This is a genomic window from Streptomyces sp. enrichment culture (assembly GCF_964273145.1).
In the GTDB taxonomy this organism is placed as follows: Bacteria; Actinomycetota; Actinomycetes; order Streptomycetales; family Streptomycetaceae; genus Streptomyces.
On record NZ_OZ186873.1, the window covers coordinates 5,788,082 to 5,805,981 of the forward strand.

Below are 17,900 nucleotides of genomic sequence, written 5' to 3' on the forward strand. Positions count from 1 at the left end.
CGCCCCGGTCGAGCCGGTCCCGCGGGCCCGGCCGGACCCGCCCCGCCTTCCGGTCGCCCTTCTCCGCCAACTTCCGTCCCTCTCCCCGGTTTTGACCGGCCGTGAAATGCGGCGCGGCCGGTGAGGGGCCCCGCGCGGCGCCCGCCTTTATCCGATGTCACCCGTCCCGGCAACTCCTGCCCGGACCGCTCTCCACTCAGTCCGCGGGGCGGTTACGCTCAAGGCCTGTACGTCGTTCGGGCGACTTGGGGAGGTAGCGGGATGACGGAGGTACGGCCCACGGCCGCCACCTCGGCTTCCCTGTGGGAGCGCGACCACGAGATCGCCGTCCTCACGCAGGCGGTCGACGTCCTGTGCGCGGACCGCTCCTCGCCCGGCACCGTTCTGGTGCTGCGGGGCGAGGCGGGACTCGGCAAGACCGCCCTGCTGGCCGAGGTCCGGCGCATCGCCGAACGCGCCGGCTGCACGGTGTGGTCGGCCCGCGGCGGCGAGACCCTCCGGTCCGTCCCCTTCAACGTGGTCCGGCAACTGCTCCAGCCCGCCCTGGTGACGATGTCCCCGGAGGAGGCGCGGGAGTGCCTCGGCGACCGGTACGACATCGTCGGCCCGGCCCTCGGCATAGCGGCCCCCGGTGAGCGGCGGGCCGACCCGCAGGGCGTCTGCGACGGCCTCGCCAGCGCCGTGCGCCGGCTCGCCCGGCGGGAGTATCCGCTGGTGCTGCTCCTCGACGACGTCCACTGGGCCGACCAGGAGACCCTGCGCTGGCTCGCCGCGTTCGCCGAGCGGCTGGACGACCTGCCCGTCCTGGTCGTGATCGCCTGCCTGCCCGGCGAGGCCGGCGGCGGGAGCGCCCGTCTCCTGGAGGCGGTCGCCGCCGCGGCCCGCCCCCTGGCCACGCTCAGCGCCCTCAGCCCGGAGGCGACCGCCGGGCTCACCCGCGCCACGCTGGGCGCGCACGCCGACGCCCCCTTCTGCCGCGAGGTGTGGGCCGTCACCGGCGGCAACCCGTACGACACCGTCGAACTCCTCGCCAAGGTGCGGGACAGCGAACTGGAACCGGTCGAGGCCCAGGCCGGCGAATTACGCGCCCTGAACCGCGCCGCCCGCGGCGGCGGCCTCGTCTCCCGCCTGGAGGACCTCGGCATCGACGCCACCCGGTTCGCCTGGGCGGCGGCCATCCTCGGCACCGGCATCACCGTCGACATGGTCGCCCGGCTCGCCACCATGGACCGCGACGACGCCGTCCGCTGCGCCGAACTGCTCCGGGACGCCCGCATCCTCACCGAGCCCGAGCCCGCCACCGGACCGGCCGTCCTCGGCGAGCTGGAGTTCGTGCACCCGCTGATCGCCGGCGCCGTCTACCACTCCATCCCGGACGCGCTGCGCCGCGCCATGCACGGCATCGCCGCCCAGCTCGTCACCGACCTGGGCCTCGGCGCCGCGGCCGCCTCCCGCCATCTGATCCAGGTCCACCCCGAGGACGACCAGGAGATCGTCGAGCAGCTGCGCGAGGCGGCCCGCGAACACCTCGCCGTCGGCGCCCCCGACGCGGCCCGCCGCTGCCTGGAACGCGCCCTGGACGAACCGCCGTCGCCCGACATCCACGCGCGCGTGCTCTACGAGCTGGGCTGTGCCACGCTGCTCACCGCGCCCGCCACCACCATCGCCCACCTGCGCAGCGCCCTGGCCATGCCGGGCCTGGACGAGCCGGCACGCGTCGACGCCGTCTTCCGCCTCTCCCAGGCCCTGACCCACAACAACCAGCTCGACGAGGCCCTCCGCACGGTCGGGACGGAGGCCGCCCGGCTCCCCGAAGGGCCCGCCAGGCTGCGGTTGCGGGCCGTCCGGTACATGTGGGAGGGAATCCACGCCGGGGAGACGGCCTCACCGGACCGTTCCGCGCGCCTCGCCGCCCTCGCCGCCACCTGCACCGGCCGCGACAACGCCGAGCGGGCCCTGCTCATCCTGCGCGGCTTCGACGCGATGACCCACGGCGAGAACGCGGAGGAGGTCGTCGAGTTCTGCGACCGCGCCCTCGTCAACGGCCGCCTCGCCCCCGGCCTCGGCTGGACCGACACCGAGTGGGGCCTGGAGCTGCTGATGATGCTGGCCAGCTCCTACGCCTACACCGACCGCCTCGACCGCGCCGAAGCCCTCTTCACCGACGCCCTGCGCGCCTACCGGTCCGCCGGCTGGAGCGGCGGCCACCTCGCCCTCGCCCATGCCTACCTGGGACTCGGCCACCGCCGGCGAGGCCGCCTGCCGGAGGCGGAGGCCGACCTGCGCGAGTCGCTGCGACTGGCCGAACGGGTGGGCAGGGGCCTGCCCCTGTACTGGTCCGCCACCTGCAACCTGATCGACACGCTGCTCGCCCGCGGCCGTGTCGACGAGGCCTGGTCGATCGCCGAGCGGTACGGCTTCGCCCCGCCGTACCCCTCCACCATCGTGCTGCCCGACCCGCGCTCGGTGCGCGGCCGGCTGCTGCTGGCGGTGGGCCGCACCGAGGAGGGCATCGGCGAACTGGAGGCAGCGGAGAAGGCGGCGGTCACCCGCGGCCACCACAATCCGGTGGTGGCCCCGTGGGCGGTCGACCTGGCCCGGGCCGTCGCCGCCGAGGACCCCGCCCGCGCCGCCCGGCTGGCCTCCGACGCCCGCCGCCGGGCCGAGCGCTTCGGCACGGACACCGCCATCGGCGAGGCCCTGCGCTGCGCCGCCGCCCTGGAGACCGGGCAGCGCGCGGTCCGGCTCGCCGCCCAGGCGGTCGCCCACCTGGAGGCCTCGCCCTGCCAGTACGAGCACGCCGCGGCCCGCGTCGAGTACGGCATCGCCGCCCGCTCGACGGCCGACCTGGAACGGGGCCTGGCCCTGGCCCGGTCCTGCGGCGCGGACGGCCTGGTGGCACGGGCCGAGGAAGCCCTCACCGCGGTGGGCGCCCCGCTGTGACCCGTCGCCCGGGACGGCGGCACGCCCACGCGGCGCATCGTCCGGGGTGGAGCCGCACCCACGCGACGCCGCCCGGGGTGACGCCCGTCCACGCGGCTCGCCACCCGGACGCGGCTCGCCGCTCACGGCGGGGGCGCGCCCACCCGGTGCCCCGTCCGGAACGGTCGGCGGGTCATCCCGCGCCGCCTTGCTCCTCCTCCTCCGCCGCCAGCACACGCTGGGCCGTGGCGAACGCCGAGTTCGCCGCCGGGACACCGCAGTACACGGCGGTCTGGAGCAGCACCGCGCCGATCTCCTCGGGCGTCAGCCCGTTGCGCCGGGCCGCCCGCACGTGCATGGCCAGCTCCTCGTAGTGGCCGTGCGCCACCAGCGCCGTCAGCGTGATCATGCTGCGTTCGCGGCGGGAGAGCGTGTCGTCGGTCCAGATCTCGCCCCAGGCGTAGCGCGAGATGAAGTCCTGGAACCGGGCGGTGAACGGGGTCTGACGGGCCTGGGCCCGGTCCACGTGGGCGTCGCCCAGCACCGCGCGCCGCACCGCCATGCCCCGCTTCGCCTGCCCGGCACCCTCACCGAAGTGGCCGCGCAGCGCGGTCAGCACGGCCTCCGGCCGCTCCGCGGGCGCCAGGTGCGAGGCGCCGGGGATCTCCACCAGGGTGGCGCCCGGCACCGCGTCGGCGATCTCCCGCAGGTGCGCCGGGGGCGTGGCCGGGTCCTCGCGGCCGGCGATCAGCAGTGTCGGCACGGAGATCTCGCCGAGCCGGTCGCGCAGGTCGAACGCGGCCAGCGCGTCACAGCAGGCGGCGTACGCCTCCGGGTCGGCGTCCCGGTGGTCCCGGACCAGCTCCGGCACGGTGAAGCCGGGCGTGAACCAGCGGTCGTCCGCGCTCTCGGCGAGCCGGGCCAGCCCCTCGCGCCGCACCAGCGCGGCCCGCTCCCGCCACGGCTTCGCCCCGTTGAAGTGCGCCGACGAGCAGATGACCGCCAGCGACGACACCCGCTGGGGGTGGTGCAGGGCCAGGTGGAGCCCGACCGCGCCGCCCAGCGACACCCCGGCGTAGGCGAACCGCTCCACGCCGAGCGCGTCGGCGAGCGCGAGCACCAGAGCGGCGAGGTCGCCGACGGTGGCGCCGGCGGTGACGAGGTCCGCCGCGGATCCGCCGTGGCCCGGCAGGTCCCAGCGGATCACCCGGTGCCCGATGGACAGTTCGGGCGCCACGGGGTCCCACAGGGCGCAGGAGGTGCCGAGCGAGGGTCCGAGCAGCAGCGGGGGAGCGGAAGCGGGGCCTTCGACGCGGTGGTTGAGGAGGGTGTCGTTCAACGTCGCTCCAGAGCGCGGTCGGTGAGAACTGCGGCACAGCCGGTGTACCGGGACGGGTCGGTGAGCCCGTCGAGGTCGAGGCCGGCGTCCCTCAGCTCCGGTTCCTCGGCGAGCAGGTCGCCCAGGGCGCGGCCCTCGGCGAAGGCCCGCCGGGCGAGTTCGGTCAGCAGGGCTTTGGCGCGGGCCCGCCCCAGCACGGGGGCCAGTTCGGCGGAGAGCCGCTCGGACACGACCAGTCCGTGGGTGAGGTCGAGGTGGGCGCGCATGACGTCGGGCCGCACCCGCAGCCCCTCGGCCAGTTCGGCGGCGTCCCGGGCGGCGCCGCCGGTCAGCCGCAGCAGGTCCCGCAGGGGCTCCCACTCGGCGTGCCAGGCGCCGGCCGGCCGCTCGTCCTCGGCGGCCAGCGAGCCGTACAGCGTGGCGGCGAGCTGCGGTGCGCGCCGGGCCGCCGACGCGATCAGCGTGGACCGCACGGGGTTGGCCTTGTGCGGCATCGCCGACGAACCGCCGCCGCTGCCCTCGGCCACCTCGCCGACCTCGGTGCGGGACAGCACCAGCACATCCGTGGCGATCTTGCCGAGTGCCCCGGCGGTGAAGGCCAGGCACCCGGCGAGGTCGGCGACGGGCGTGCGCAGGGTGTGCCACGGCAAGGACGGGGCGGCGAGGCCCAGTTCGCGGGCGTACGCCGCCGGCAGCGCGGCCGGGTCCGGGGCACCGTACGCCCCGAAGGCCGCCAGCGTGCCCGCAGCCCCGCCGAGCTGGGCGGGCAGGCCGCCGCGCACGGCGGCGACCCGGTCGCGGGCGTCGAGCACGAGCGAGCGCCATCCGGCGGCCTTCAGCCCGAACGTCGTCGGTACGGCGTGCTGGGTGAGCGTCCGCCCCGGCATCGCGGTGTCGCGGTGCCCGGCCGCCAGCCGGCCCAGCGCCCGCTCGGTACGGCCCAGGTCGGCCAGGACGAGGTCCAAGGCGCGCGCGGCGACCAGCATCGCCGCCGTGTCCAGGATGTCCTGGCTGGTCGCGCCCCGGTGGACGTACGGTCCGTACTCCTCGCCGACCGCCTTCGTCAGGTCCGCGACGAGCGGGATCACCGGGTTGCCGCCGCCGCGGGCCCGCTCGGCGAGCGAGGCGACGTCGAAGCGGGCCGGGTCGGCCGCCTCGCCCACCGCCGCCGCCGCCTCGGCCGGGGCGAGGCCGAGCGCGGCCTGGGCGCGGGTGAGGGCCGCCTCCGCCTCCAGCAGCGCCCGCAGGTACGCGGTGTCGCCGGTGGCGTCGGCGGCCGGGGAGCCCGCCCACCCGGGGGCGAGCAGGCTTCCCTCCGATGCCTCTGCTGTCACTGGAACTCCAGGAAGACCGTCTCGCCCTCGCCCTGGAGGCGGACGTCGAAACGGTACGTGCCGTTGCCCTCGTCGGTGGCGATCAGCGTGCCGCGCCGCCCGTCCTCCACCCGCGACAGCAGCGGGTCGGCGGCGAGCGCCGCGTCGTCGCCGGGCAGGTAGATCCGGGTGAACAGGTGCACCAGCAGACCGCGCGCGAAGACGCACAGGCTCAGGTACGGGGCGTTCGCGCCGCGTGCCCCCGGGCGCAGCGTCCGCGCGTACCAGTGGCCGTCGGCGTCGGTCTGGATGCGCCCGAACCCGGTGAACTCCACGCCGTTGCGCCCCAGGAAGCCGCCCGTGGCCGGGTCCCGGCGCATCGAGCCGTCCGCCGTGGGCAGGTTGCCGTCCGGGTCCGGTCCCCACACCTCCAGCAGCGCGTCCGGCAGGGGCTTGCCCTCACCGTCGTACACGTACCCGTGCACGGTGATCGTCCCGGGGTGGCCGAGGGGCGCGATCTCCTCGCCGCCGCGGAAGGGCAGCGCGTACCCGTAGAACGGGCCGACCGTGTGCGACGGCGTGGGCAGCACGTTCTCGGGGCTGCTCGTGTCGATCTTCGTCATGGCGGGTCAGCGTCCTTCTTCCATCCAGGTGGCCCGTGGGCCGTCGAGCACGATGTCCCAGTGGTAGCCGAGGGAGAACTCCGGCACCGACAGGCTGTGGTCGTACGTGGCCACCAGCCGCTGCCGGGCGGCGTCGTCCGTCACCGACTGCAGGATCGGGTCGTACGGGAACAGCGGGTCGTTCGGGAAGTACATCTGCGTCACCAGCCGCTGGGTGAACGCCGAGCCGAAGACCGAGAAGTGGATGTGGGCCGGGCGCCAGGCGTTGACGTGGTTGCGCCACGGGTAGGGGCCGGGCTGGATGGTGGTGAACCGGTAGAAGCCGTCGTCGTCGGTGAGGGTGCGGCCCACGCCGGTGAAGTTCGGGTCCAGCGGGGCGTCGTGCTGCTCGCGCTGGTGGGCGTAGCGGCCCGCCGAGTTGGCCTGCCAGATCTCCACGAGCTGGCCGCGCACGGGCTTTCCGTCGCGGTCCAGCAACCGGCCGGAGACGGTGATGCGCTCGCCGATCGGCTCGCCGGGGTGCTGCCGGGTGAGGTCGTTGTCGATCTCGGTGATGTCCCGCTCCCCGAAGGCGGGGGAGGACAGCTCCACCAGCTCCGGGTCCTTGGTGACGTCGATGGCGACGGGCGGCTGCTTGGGGTGGCGCAGCACCGAGGAGCGGTAGGGGGCGTAGTCGCGGCGCGGGTGGTGCTCGACGGGGGCGCCGTCGGCGACCCGCTTCTCGTACGCGGCGTGCTCGGCCGCGATCTCCGCGTCGATGTCCTGCTGGGTGAGTGTCATGGGGATTCCTGTGCGCTTCCTGGCGTTCGGGGACCTGGTGCCGTGACGGGCGGCCTCCGCCCGTCACGGCACTAGCGTTCGAGGACGAGGGCGAGGCCCTGGCCGACGCCGATGCAGAGGGTGGCGACGCCGGTGCCGGATCCCTTGCGGGCGAGCTGGTGGGCGAGGGTGCCGGCCAGCCGGGCACCGGAGGCGCCCAGCGGGTGGCCGAGGGCGATGGCGCCGCCCTGGGGGTTGAGGATCGCGGGGTCGAACTCCGGCCACTCGGCGACGCAGCCGAGCACCTGGGCGGCGAAGGCCTCGTTCAGCTCCAGTACGTCCAGGTCGGCGAAGGTCCGGCCCGCCTTGGCCAGCGCCCGGTTGACCGCCTCGACGGGGGCGAGGCCGAAGTAGTGCGGGTCGGTCGCGGACACGCCGGTCGCCGAGACGCGGGCGAGCGGTTCGCGGCCGGTGGCCCTCAGGCCTTCCTCGTCGGCCAGGAGCAGGGCGGCGGCGCCGTCGTTGAGCGGGGAGGCGTTGCCCGCCGTCACCGTGCCCCCGTCCTTGCGGAAGGACGGCTTCAGCTTGGCCATCGCCTCCAGGGAGGCGTCCGCGCGGACGCTCTCGTCGGCGCTGAGGAGGAGGGGCTCGCCCTTGCGCCGCGGGACGGTCACCGGGGCGAGCTCGGCGTCGAACAGGCCCTCGGCCCGGGCGCGCGCGGCCTTGTGGTGGCTGGCGAGGGCGAATTCGTCCTGCTGCTCACGGGTGATCTTGTGCTTGTCCGCGATGAGCTCGGCGGACTCGCCCAGCGGGATGGTCCACTGCGGTTCCATCCTCGGGTTGACCATGCGCCAGCCCAGGGTGGTGGAGTACAGCTCGGTGTGCCCGGCCGGGAACGGCCTGTCGCTCTTGGGCAGCACGTAGGGGGCGCGGGTCATCGACTCCACCCCGCCCGCGACGGCGAGGGAGGCGTCCCCGACGGCGATGGCGCGGGCCGCCTGGATCACCGCCTCCAGGCCGGAGGCGCACAGCCGGTTGACGGTGACGCCCGGCACGGAGGTGGGAAGCCCCGCGAGGAGGGCGGCCATGCGGCCGACGTTGCGGTTCTCCTCGCCGGCGCCGTTGGCGTTGCCGAAGTACACGTCCTCGATCCGGGCCGGGTCCAGGCCGGGGGTGCGGGCGAGCAGTTCGCGGATCGCGTGCGCGGCCAGGTCGTCGGGGCGCACGCCCGCGAGGGCGCCGTTGTACTTGCCGATCGGGGTGCGGACCGCGTCGACGAGGTAGACGTCCTTCATGACCGGACCTCCTGGGGGATGCGGACTTCGGCGCCGGTCCTGGCGATGATCTCCTCGGCGGTCACGCCCGGGGCGGTCTCGGCGAGGACGAGTCCGCCGTCGGTGACGTCCAGGACGCCGAGGTCGGTGATGATCCGGTCCACGCACGCCTTGCCGGTGAGCGGCAGCGAGCACTCGGCGACGATCTTCGGTGAACCGTCCTTGGCGGTGTGGGTCATCACGACGATGACCGTGCGGGCGCCGTGGACGAGGTCCATCGCGCCGCCGATGCCGGTGACCATCTTCCCCGGCACGGCCCAGTTGGCCAGGTCGCCGCGGGCGGAGACCTGCATGGCGCCCAGCACCGCGACGTCGATGTGGCCGCCGCGGATCATCCCGAAGGAGAGCGCCGAGTCGAAGAAGGAGGCCCCGGGCAGGACCGTGACGGTCTCCTTGCCCGCGTTGATCAGGTCCGGGTCGACCTGCTCCTCGGTGGGGTAGGGGCCGGTGCCCAGGATGCCGTTCTCCGACTCCAGGGTGACCTCCACGCCTGCCGGGAGGTGGTTGGGGATCAGCGTCGGCAGGCCGATGCCGAGGTTGACGTACTGGCCGTCGCGCAGCTCCCGGGCCGCGCGTGCGGCCATCTCCTCGCGTGTCCAGGCCATCAGGAACTCACCGTCCGCTTCTCGATCAGCTTGTGCGCCGCCTGCTCCGGGGTCAGCGCCACCACCCGCTGCACGAAGATCCCCGGCAGGTGCACCGCGTCCGGGTCGATCCCGCCGGGTTCGATCAGCTCCTCCACCTCGGCGATCGTGACCTTGCCGGCCATCGCGGCCAGCGGGTTGAAGTTCCGGGCGGACTTGTTGAAGACGAGGTTGCCGTGCCGGTCGCCCTTCGCCGCCCGCACCAGCGCGAAGTCGGTGCGGATGCCCCGCTCCAGCACGTACTCGGTGCCGTCGAACTCCCGCACCTCCTTCGGCGGCGAGGCCAGCGCCACGCCGCCCTCGCCGTCGTAGCGCCAGGGCAGCCCGCCCTCGGCGACCTGCGTGCCCACCCCGGCCGGGGTGTAGAAGGCGGGGATGCCGGCGCCGCCGGCCCGCAGCCGCTCCGCCAGCGTGCCCTGCGGGATCAGCTCCACCTCCAGCTCCCCGGCCAGGTACTGCCGGGCGAACTCCTTGTTCGCGCCGATGTAGGAACCGGTCACCCGCGCGATCCGGCCCGCGGCCAGCAGCACCGCCAGCCCCGACTCCATCGCCCCGCAGTTGTTCGACACCACCGACAGGCCGCCCACCCCGCGCTCGTACAGCGCCTGGATCAGCACGTTCGGCACACCGCTCAGCCCGAAACCGCCCACCGCCAGCGACGCGCCGTCCGGTACATCGGCCACCGCCTCCCCGGCCGTGGCCACCACCTTGTCCATCCGAGAAGCCCCATCTCTCCGCCAGCGCCCCGAGGGAGGGAGAATCCCAGATAGTCAGGGCACTGAGTATTTCAGCGAGGTTGCCCACACGCTGCCATCGGAGAGCCGTACCGTCAAGAGCTGGATAAATGCGATCGCCATGCCCGGTTGTGCGCGCAGACAGCTTCCCTTCCAAGAGGTATCGTCAGTGCACCAACGAACGCGATCACGGGAGCGCACATGGCCGCGGTGGACCTCACCAGCCACCCCGGGCACCTGGCCCGGCGGCTCCAGCAGGCGCACTACCTGCTGTGGAACACGATGGTCTCCGAGGAGATCACCTCGCCGCAGTTCGCGGTCCTCAACGCGCTCGTCGCCGAACCCGGCCTCGACCAGCGCACGGTGGGGGAGCGGGTGGGGCTCGACCGCTCCACGATCGCCGAGGTGATCAGCCGGCTCGGCCGCCGCGGACTGCTCGACAAGGTCCGCGACCCGCAGGACGGCCGCCGCTTCCTGCTGCGCCTGACGGACGAGGGGCAGCGCACCCACCGCAAGCTGACCGTGCGCACGGCCCGGATGAACCAGGTCTTCCTCGCCCCGCTCTCCGCGAAGGAGCAGGAGCTCTTCTTCGACCTGATCCGCCGGGTCGCGGACGCGGCGGAGGGCCTGCGCAATCCGGGGGAGCCGGTGACGGCGCGGCGCTGACGCGGACGGCCCGGGCACCGGCCAGGGGTGCCGCCACCGGTCACGAGGCCCGCGCGAACACCACCCACACCTGGCCCCGGGCGAAGTTCACCGGCGTGCCGTCCGCCGTCGTGAACCGGGTGCCCTCCCCGGCCGACCCGCGCTTCCAGCGCACCTCGTGCGCCCTGCCGTCCCGCAGCACCCGGGCCCGCCCGGCGCCCACCGTCTCCACGTACGGCGTGGTGTTCCCGAGGAAGTCGCGGTAGGCGGAGTCGCGCTGTCTCACGTACTGCACGACCACGGTCCCGGGCGCCAGTCGCCCGCCGCCGGCCGTGACGGCGGGCGCTCCGTCCATCGCGACCAGCCAGCCCGCACGCCGCGCGGACCAGGTGAAGGTGAAGCGGGCCGCCGGGTAGCGCACCGTGTGCGAGGCCTCGGCCGTACCGCCGGCCGGCGCCGCGCCGTAGCGGAACCCGGTCGTCAGGGCGTTGGCGCCGGGTGCCGAGGGCATCAGTCCGCCGGGGCGCAGGTAGAGGTCGTGCGGGGCGGACCGCTCGGGACTGCGGAGGTAGGCGCCGGGGGCCTCCCCGGGGGGCTTCGCCAGCAGCGGCGCCCGGTCGATCAGCGGCAGCAGCTTGCTCTGCGCGCCCGAGAAGGCGAGCGTCGGCCGGTCGAACTGGCGCAGCAGCTCCAGGTCGGACTCGCGGGCGCTGCGCACCGGCCCGACGGCCTTCGGTAGCTGTGTCGCGTACACCGCCATCAGCCGGCTCAGCCCACCCTCGACCGGTTCCGCGTAGACGACGTCGGCGGCCTCCAGGCCCGTCTGCGGCCGGGCCGCGGGCGCGTTGTCGATCTTCACGGCGAGTACGGAGGCGGTCCCGCCCGGGGGCGTCGGCGACGTGCGGCGGGACCGGTCCTCGTCCGGACCGGGCCCCGCCGTGCAGCCGGCCGCCAGGGACAGCGCCATCGCCGCCGCCAGCGCCAGTACCGGACCCCGCCGGTTGCGCGCCGTTCGTCGCATCCCCACCACCCGCCCGCCGTCCTGTGCCATCGATTGTGCGCTTATCGGTGCGTTCCTGGCCATACCAGACTGTTCGTGATCACGCATACCGCTTCCGCTGATCGGCCCCATCGGACGGCCGGTGGTTCGGCCGGGTGGCCCCCGGGTACTCGGCGGCCACCCCAGGAGCGACGCGCACGGCGACGGAGGGAGCGCGAGGCGATGAAGGCAGTGACCTGGCAGGGCAAGCGGGACGTACGGGTCGAGGACGTGCCCGACCCGAAGATCCAGGAACCGACCGATGCGATCATCCGGGTCACATCCACCGGACTGTGCGGTTCCGACCTGCACCTGTACGAGGTGCTCACCCCGTTCATGACTCCGGGCGACATCCTCGGCCACGAGCCCATGGGCATCGTCGAGGAGGTCGGTGCCGAGGTGCCGAACCTCAAGCCGGGCGACCGGGTCGTCGTCCCGTTCCAGATCGCGTGCGGCCACTGCTTCATGTGCGGCACCGGGCTGCCGACCCAGTGCGAGACCACCCAGGTCACCGCCGAGAACATGGGCGCCCCCCTGTTCGGCTACACCCGCCTGTACGGCGCGGTGCCGGGCGGGCAGGCCGAGTACCTGCGCGTCCCGCAGGCGCAGTACGGCCCGATCAAGGTGCCGGACGGGCCGCCCGACGACCGGTTCGTGTACCTCTCCGACGTCCTGCCCACCGCCTGGCAGGCCGTCGCCTACGCCGATGTCCCGCGGGGCGGCAGCGTCGCCGTGCTCGGACTCGGCCCCATCGGCGACATGGCCTGCCGGGTCGCCCAGATCACGGGCGCCGGACGGGTGTTCGGCGTGGACCTGGTCACCGAACGACTGCGCCGGGCGCGCGAGCGGGGCGTGGAGACGTACGACCTCAGGGCCTTCGACAACGAGAAGGAACTGGTCGCCGCGATCCGCGACGAGACCGACGGGCGCGGCCCCGACGCCGTGATCGACGCCGTCGGCACCGAGGCCCACGGCAGCGCCGCCGCCAAACTGGCCCAGCAGGCGTCCGCGATGCTGCCCCGCTCCATCGGCGCCCCGCTCGCGGAACGCTTCAGCGTCGACCGGCTCGCCGCCCTCTACACCGCCATCGACCTCGTACGGCGCGGCGGCACCATCTCGCTGTCCGGCGTCTACGGCGGCATGGCCGACCCGATGCCGATGCTCACCCTGTTCGACAAGCAGATCCAGCTGCGCATGGGGCAGGCCAACGTCCGCCGCTGGAGCGACGACATCCTTCCCTACCTCACCGACGAGGACCCCCTGGGCGTGGACGACTTCGCCACCCACCGGGTGCCGCTCAGCGAGGCGCCGCACGCGTACCAGATGTTCCAGAAGAAGCGGAACGGCGCGGTCAAGGTGCTGCTGAAGCCTTGAGGCCCTGACGTGCGAAGCTCCGGCGCGGCCGGAGCCCCGGCCGCCGCTCCACCGGAAAACGGAGGACAGCCCCCGCGCCGGGACGGGGGCGGGCGCCCACCGGGACCTCCGCCCCGCGCCCCTGTCCACGCGCCTCACCGCACTCGGCGGCGCGCACGCGGGCAGGGGCGAACGCGCCCGCTCCCCGGCCGCCTGCCGGAGCCGGCCGCCGGGGACGAACCCGGCCACGGGCCCGCCGACCGCCCGTACCCGCCCGAGTGTCCGAGGACGCCGGGCGAATCCGGGCGGGTACGGCCGAGCCGGGCGGGGAGGCCGGGCGCGGCGGCCTACAGCTCCCTGATCCGGATGTCCCGGTACGACACCACGTCCGTCGTGCCGTGGACCTGCAGCCCGATGTAACCGGAGGCGAAGCGCCGCCCGTCCGTGCCCGGGTCGTCCGAGCGCGGCGGGGAGAACTCCTGGCCGCCGATGTTGTCGAACTCGTTGATCAGCACGCCGTTGCGGTAGACGGAGTAGTGCTGGCCGACCACGCGGATCTCGTAGTCGTTCCAGGTGCCCTTCTCCGTCACCCCGGCCCCGGCGAGCCCCACCCGGTCGAAGCCGTAGACGGAGCCCGTCTTGTACATGTCGCCACCGGGGCTGTCGAACACCTGCACTTCGTGCCCGTACTTGATGGCGGCCCACTCCGGCCGGGGCTCCTCCGGGTGGCCGTGGACCCACGGGAAGCGCACGAACACGCCGGAGTTGGCGTTGCCGGTGCCCGGGGCGTCGTCGCGCCACTGGAGCCGGAGCGAGAAGTCGCCGTACTTGCGTTCGGGGAACCACAGCATGCCCAGGCCGGGCTCGGTGGTGCCGGAGGTGAGCGACCCGTCCGGGTTCAGGGCGAACGAACCGCCGCCCACCTGCTCCCACCTGGCGAGGGACTCCGCGGTGCCGTCGAAGATCTTGCGGTAGCCCTCGGTCCGGCCCGGCTTGCCGATCCCGGACTGGCGGGCGGCCCGCTGGATGCGGTTGTACTCGCGCTGGTCGACCACCCCTTCCTTCAGTAGCGCGTCCAGGACGGTCTCGACGTGCTTGAGGAACAGCGCCTGGGACGTCCACTCCTTCTCGTCCTCGATCAGTTCGCCGATCCGGCACCGGTTGTTCGTCACCCGGTTCGGCACGCCCGAGTCGACCGTGCCGACGATCACCGTCAGCCGCTCGTCGTACTCCGGGCAGTTCGGCGCCGGCACCCCGCCGCCCGCCACCACCGTGAAGCTCACGGTCCGCGGCGCGGAGGTGTTGCCCGCCTTGTCGCTCGCCCGGTACACCACCGTGTGGGCGCCCGCCCGGTCGACGACCACGGGCGCGGTGTACGCCAGGTAGGGGCCGCCGTCGAGCGAGTACTCGATCCTCTCGACGCCGGACCCGCCCTCGTCCGTCGCGCTGACGGTCACCTTGGCAGTGCCGACGTACGCTCCGTCGGAGTTCCTGGTGCCCTCGACGGTCGCGCCCGTCACCGGCGGCGTCGTGTCCTGCGGGGGAGTGGCCACGACGGTGAAGGCGACGCTCTTCTCCGCCGCCGCGTTGCCCGCCTTGTCGGTGGCGCGGTAGCGCACGGTGTGGCTGCCCGCCTGGTGCACCATCACGGGCGTGGTGTACGGCTGCCAGGCGCCGTCGGCGCCGAGCGCGTACTCGACGGTGTTGACGCCGGACCCGGTGTCGGAGGCGGTGACGGTGACCGTCGCCATGCCGACGTACGCCCCGTCCGCGTTCCGTTCGCCGCTCACCGTCGCCGACGTCTCCGGTGCGGTGGTGTCGTCCGTCGGCGGCGCGACGACGGTGAAGGCGACGCTCTTCTCGGCCGCCGCGTTGCCCGCCTTGTCGAAGGCGCGGTAGCGGACCGTGTGGTCACCGACCTGGTCGACGACGACCGGCGTGGTGTACGGCTGCCAGGCGCCGTCGGCGCCGAGCGCGTACTCGATCCTCTCGACGCCGGACCCGCCCGTATCGGTGGCGGAGATCGCGACGCTCGCCGAACCGACGTACGCCCCCTCGGAGTTGCGCGTGCCGGTGACGACCGCGGACGTCTCGGGCGCGGTCGTGTCCTCGCCGCCGCCCCCGGTCACCTCCAGGACGCCCTTCATCTCCCCGTGGCCGGGGATCGTGCAGTGGTAGAGGTAGCGGCCGGGGGAGAGGGTGACCTGGGCGGTGTGGCGGCCGCCCTGGTCGTCGAAGGGGCTGGCCAGGATGTTGAGCTGGACGTCGCTGTTGTACTCGGGGTCGTTGGTCACGAACGTCAGCGTGTGGGGCATGCCGGTGGTGTTGCCGGTCGCCTCGCTGTTCTCGAAGACGATCGTCGCCGGTCCCGCCACCGCCGTCCGGGGCGCCGACGTGTACCGGGTGATGTCGTCGCCGGCGGTCCAGGTGAGGACCTGTTCGGCGGCGGCCGCGGCGGCTCCCGCGGTTCTCGGCTGCCCGGCCGCGGACGTCGTCTGCAGGCCGAGCATCATGAGCAGGCCCGCCAGCAGGGCGGCCCACATCCTCCGGTGCCGTGTCACTGCGTCCTCCTCGCCAGCCGGTCGGCGGACGGGGTCGGCCCGCCGCCCGTGTACGTGATCCGCCACAGGGCCGACTTGGAGTCCGAGGTGAAGAAGCCGCGCCCGTAGTCGAGGACGTACAGCGCGCCGTCCGGACCGAACTTCCAGTCCATGAGGTTCTTGATGCCGTCGTTGCCGACCGGCACGATCCTCTTCAGCGACTCCGCGTGCACCGGCACCCCGCCGTCACCCTGCGTCCCGGGGTCCATCACCACCGCGTTGCGCGGCTGGTCGGCGTCGTAGAAGTCGCCGACGAACCACTTGCCGTCCCAGTACGCCGGCCACTTGACCGCGCTGTCGCCGGCGGCGTCGAACCGGTAGACCGGGCCGTTCATCGCGGCCTGGCCGCCGCCCTTGAGCCACGGCAGCCGGTAGGTGGCCTCCCCCTTCTCGTACGACGGGACGCCGTTCGCGTCGCGCGGGAAGTCGGGTCCGCCGCCGTCCGGCGCGTACCAGATGTTGTTCCCGGTCACCGGCGGCAGCTCGACCAGGCCGTCGTTGTTCGGCGACTCGTTCCTCGGGTGGTCGCAGTCGTACCAGCCCAGCGGCTGTGACGGATCGGGCAGGTTGCGGTCCCGGTAGGGCTGCTTGTTGCCCATGCAGTACGGCCAGCCCCGGTTGCTCGCCGCGGTGATGACGGCGAACTGGTCGTACTTGGCCGGACCCCAGACCGGCGACGGGCTGCTCGCGTCCGGACCGACCCAGCCCGCGTAGAGGATGTCGGTCGACTTGTCGACGAAGATGCGCGCCGGGTTGCGCACGCCCATCACGTAGATCTCGCCGCGCGTCTTGCCGCCGCCCTCGTCGGTCTCCTTGCCGGTGAAGAGGTTGCCCTCGGGGATCGTGTACGTCCCGTCCGGCTCCGGGTGGATGCGCAGGATCTTGCCGTTGAGGTTGTTGGTGTTGCCGGCGGTGCGGCGGGCGTCCGCGAAGGACACGCCCTTGAAGTTCGGCTGCGGGTTGTTTCCCGAGTAACCGTCGCTGAAGCCGCTGGAGTTGTTGTCACCGGTGGCGATGTACAGGTTGCCCTTGGAGTCCCAGGCCATCCCGCCGCCGGCGTGGCAGCAGCTGTGGATCTGCACCGGCCACTTCAGCAGCACCTTCTCGCTGCCCAGGTCCAGTCTGCCCGTGGCCTCGTCGAAGGTGAAGCGGGAGACGCGCCGCTCGGCCATGTGCGTGTCGCGGTTGATCCGGGAGTGGGGTGTGTAGTGCAGGTACACCCACCCGTTCTCCTCGAACCGCGGGTCCAGTTCGATGCCGAGCAGCCCCTCCTCGACCTTGACCAGCTCGTCGCCGCCGCCCTTGTTGCCGAAGACCGTCAGCTCGCCCGCGAGCGAGACCTTCTTCGTCCTCGGGTCGTAGACGTGGATCTGGCCCTTGCCCTTGCCGACGTCGGGGTCGTTCCAGTCGGTGACGACGGGCCGGGAGGCGTCCGCGCCGCCCCGGCCGATGTAGAACACCCGGCCGTCGGGGGCGGTGACCAGGCCGTGCGGCTCGCCGATCTGGTCGTTCTGCCCGGGCTGGTTGGGCTGGGTGAGCCGCTCCGCCTTGTAGTTGCCGCTGATGGTGGCCTTGCAGTCGGCCTGCACCAGGCGGGTGGTCCACAGCAGCGCCCCGCGCAGGTGCTCGCGGAAGTCGGTCTCGTCGTACGACGACACCGTGCCGCCCATGCCCGTGTAGAAGGAACGCCCGCCGTCGTAGTCCCGGCACCAGCTGACCGGATGGTCCCAGCCGTTGGCGCTCGTACCGGGCCGGTACGTCGACTCGCGCACCCGTGCCACGGTGTGCACCTCGCCCGAGGGGTTCTTCACCCAGTTCAGCCACTTGTCCGGCCGTTTCCACTGCACCGGCAGGTCCTTGGTGGCGGGGTGCAGCCGGTCGCCGACCTCGACGGTGGCCCGCTGGACCTCCGCCGGGCTGGAGGCGGCCGGGCGGGCGCCGACGAGCCCGGTGAACCAGTCGGAGTACGGCTCGGCGCGCGCCGCGTCGTGGATGCCGACGAAACCGCCGCCGGCCTCCATGTACGCCTCCAGGCCGGCCTCCTGGTCCGGGTCGAGCACATCGCCGCCGCCGGTCGGGAACACGATCGCGTTGTACCGGCTGAGCCTGCGGTCGTCGGTGAAGACGGAGGCGTCGTCCGTGGCCTCCACCCGGAAGCGCTGCCCCGCCGGGCCGGACAGGCCGATCCGCTCGATCGCCTCGATGCCGGCGTTGACGAGCGGTGACTCGTCGCCGGGCGCGGCCGACCCGTGGAAGATCAGGACGCGGACGTTCGCGCCCCCCGGCGGCGAGGTGATCGACATCGTTGTCAGGGCCGGATCGGGAGCCGGTCGCGCACTGGCGGCGGGACCCGACAGCAGCCCGGCGGCCACCGCGCCGGCGGCCAGGGAGGCCGCCCAGACCCGTCTCCTCCCGCCTCCGGCGTTCCCGGTGCCACCGGTCCTCACGGGGCCTTCGGCGTGTGTGGTGCTTCGTGCGCTCAATCCTCGTAGGTGCAGGGGCTCGTGACGCGGTGTGAAGCGCATGCGGTCACCCACTCCTCCCTCGGTCGCGGCAGCGGCAACAGCAACAGCGCCAAGGAAGCTAGACCTCTTT

13 protein-coding genes are annotated in these 17,900 nt (G+C 73.7%); 3 read left to right on the forward strand and 10 right to left on the reverse strand.

Features of this window, described 5'->3' with window-relative positions; translation table 11 throughout:
* Nucleotides 1-261: 261 nt before the first annotated feature.
* Entirely contained in the window at nt 262-2,943 is a 2,682-nt protein-coding gene (locus ACSU6Z_RS25695) for an ATP-binding protein (RefSeq protein ID WP_437049128.1), read from the forward strand.
* A gap of 172 nt (nt 2,944-3,115) precedes the next feature.
* On the opposite strand, the gene pcaDC is transcribed toward ACSU6Z_RS25695, so the two are convergent.
* The 7 genes from pcaDC to ACSU6Z_RS25730 all read right to left on the reverse strand — a co-directional run bounded on the left by pcaDC (nt 3,116) and on the right by ACSU6Z_RS25730 (nt 9,650).
* Nucleotides 3,116-4,261: a bifunctional 3-oxoadipate enol-lactonase/4-carboxymuconolactone decarboxylase PcaDC gene (pcaDC, locus tag ACSU6Z_RS25700; RefSeq protein WP_437049130.1), complete on the reverse strand. Its 1,146-nt coding sequence runs from the start codon at nt 4,259-4,261 to the stop codon at nt 3,116-3,118.
* Entirely contained in the window at nt 4,258-5,595 is a 1,338-nt protein-coding gene (gene pcaB / locus ACSU6Z_RS25705) for a 3-carboxy-cis,cis-muconate cycloisomerase (protein ID WP_437049131.1), read from the reverse strand. Before pcaB ends, pcaDC begins: the two co-directional genes overlap by 4 nt.
* Nucleotides 5,592-6,197 (reverse strand): protocatechuate 3,4-dioxygenase subunit alpha, encoded by a 606-nt coding sequence (gene pcaG / locus ACSU6Z_RS25710; RefSeq protein WP_437049132.1) that lies wholly within the window; start codon nt 6,195-6,197, stop codon nt 5,592-5,594. Before pcaG ends, pcaB begins: the two co-directional genes overlap by 4 nt.
* Before the next feature lie 6 nt (nt 6,198-6,203).
* The gene (gene pcaH, locus ACSU6Z_RS25715; RefSeq protein WP_437049134.1) at nt 6,204-6,977 is read right to left on the reverse strand and encodes a protocatechuate 3,4-dioxygenase subunit beta; all 774 of its coding nucleotides are present in this window, start codon (nt 6,975-6,977) and stop codon (nt 6,204-6,206) included.
* Between the two features lie 71 nt (nt 6,978-7,048).
* On the reverse strand, nt 7,049-8,251 hold the full coding sequence (locus ACSU6Z_RS25720) for a thiolase family protein (RefSeq protein WP_437049136.1): 1,203 nt from the start codon (nt 8,249-8,251) through the stop codon (nt 7,049-7,051).
* Nucleotides 8,248-8,895: a CoA transferase subunit B gene (locus ACSU6Z_RS25725; RefSeq protein ID WP_437049138.1), complete on the reverse strand. Its 648-nt coding sequence runs from the start codon at nt 8,893-8,895 to the stop codon at nt 8,248-8,250. The genes ACSU6Z_RS25720 and ACSU6Z_RS25725 overlap by 4 nt, the downstream gene beginning before the upstream one ends.
* Nucleotides 8,895-9,650 carry a CoA transferase subunit A gene (locus ACSU6Z_RS25730; RefSeq protein WP_437049140.1) on the reverse strand — a complete coding sequence of 252 codons (756 nt, stop codon included), beginning with the start codon at nt 9,648-9,650 and terminating at the stop codon, nt 8,895-8,897. Before ACSU6Z_RS25730 ends, ACSU6Z_RS25725 begins: the two co-directional genes overlap by 1 nt.
* Nucleotides 9,651-9,869: 219 nt before the next feature.
* Between ACSU6Z_RS25730 and ACSU6Z_RS25735 the strand changes: the two genes are divergently transcribed.
* Nucleotides 9,870-10,334, forward strand: coding sequence for a MarR family winged helix-turn-helix transcriptional regulator (locus tag ACSU6Z_RS25735; protein ID WP_437049142.1), 465 nt, complete (start codon nt 9,870-9,872; stop codon nt 10,332-10,334).
* 40 nt (nt 10,335-10,374) lie between these two features.
* Here the strand turns inward: ACSU6Z_RS25735 and ACSU6Z_RS25740 are convergent, their stop codons facing one another.
* A complete protein-coding gene (locus ACSU6Z_RS25740; protein WP_437049143.1) occupies nt 10,375-11,334 on the reverse strand; it encodes a DUF3048 domain-containing protein in 960 nt (319 codons plus the stop codon).
* Between the two features lie 201 nt (nt 11,335-11,535).
* Between ACSU6Z_RS25740 and ACSU6Z_RS25745 the strand changes: the two genes are divergently transcribed.
* Entirely contained in the window at nt 11,536-12,726 is a 1,191-nt protein-coding gene (locus ACSU6Z_RS25745; RefSeq protein ID WP_437049145.1) for a zinc-dependent alcohol dehydrogenase, read from the forward strand.
* Between the two features lie 326 nt (nt 12,727-13,052).
* Here ACSU6Z_RS25745 and ACSU6Z_RS25750 read toward each other — a convergent pair whose 3' ends face one another.
* Complete coding sequence (locus ACSU6Z_RS25750) at nt 13,053-15,248, reverse strand: OmpL47-type beta-barrel domain-containing protein (RefSeq protein ID WP_437050486.1); 2,196 nt, start codon at nt 15,246-15,248, stop codon at nt 13,053-13,055.
* A gap of 14 nt (nt 15,249-15,262) precedes the next feature.
* Nucleotides 15,263-17,830: a ThuA domain-containing protein gene (locus tag ACSU6Z_RS25755; RefSeq protein ID WP_437049147.1), complete on the reverse strand. Its 2,568-nt coding sequence runs from the start codon at nt 17,828-17,830 to the stop codon at nt 15,263-15,265.
* Nucleotides 17,831-17,900: the final 70 nt, after the last annotated feature.

Excerpts from the sequence above, each read along its gene's own strand:
- ACSU6Z_RS25750 (WP_437050486.1), bottom strand. The coding sequence starts at position 15,248 with ATGTGGGCCGCCCTGCTGGCGGGCCTGCTCATGATGCTCGGCCTGCAG.
- ACSU6Z_RS25755 (WP_437049147.1), bottom strand. The coding sequence starts at position 17,830 with ATGCGCTTCACACCGCGTCACGAGCCCCTGCACCTACGAGGATTGAGC.
- ACSU6Z_RS25730 (WP_437049140.1), bottom strand. The coding sequence starts at position 9,650 with ATGGACAAGGTGGTGGCCACGGCCGGGGAGGCGGTGGCCGATGTACCG.
- pcaG (WP_437049132.1), bottom strand. The coding sequence starts at position 6,197 with ATGACGAAGATCGACACGAGCAGCCCCGAGAACGTGCTGCCCACGCCG.
- ACSU6Z_RS25745 (WP_437049145.1), top strand. The coding sequence starts at position 11,536 with ATGAAGGCAGTGACCTGGCAGGGCAAGCGGGACGTACGGGTCGAGGAC.
- pcaH (WP_437049134.1), bottom strand. The coding sequence starts at position 6,977 with ATGACACTCACCCAGCAGGACATCGACGCGGAGATCGCGGCCGAGCAC.
- ACSU6Z_RS25725 (WP_437049138.1), bottom strand. The coding sequence starts at position 8,895 with ATGGCCTGGACACGCGAGGAGATGGCCGCACGCGCGGCCCGGGAGCTG.
- ACSU6Z_RS25695 (WP_437049128.1), top strand. The coding sequence starts at position 262 with ATGACGGAGGTACGGCCCACGGCCGCCACCTCGGCTTCCCTGTGGGAG.
- ACSU6Z_RS25735 (WP_437049142.1), top strand. The coding sequence starts at position 9,870 with ATGGCCGCGGTGGACCTCACCAGCCACCCCGGGCACCTGGCCCGGCGG.
- ACSU6Z_RS25720 (WP_437049136.1), bottom strand. The coding sequence starts at position 8,251 with ATGAAGGACGTCTACCTCGTCGACGCGGTCCGCACCCCGATCGGCAAG.
- ACSU6Z_RS25740 (WP_437049143.1), bottom strand. The coding sequence starts at position 11,334 with ATGCGACGAACGGCGCGCAACCGGCGGGGTCCGGTACTGGCGCTGGCG.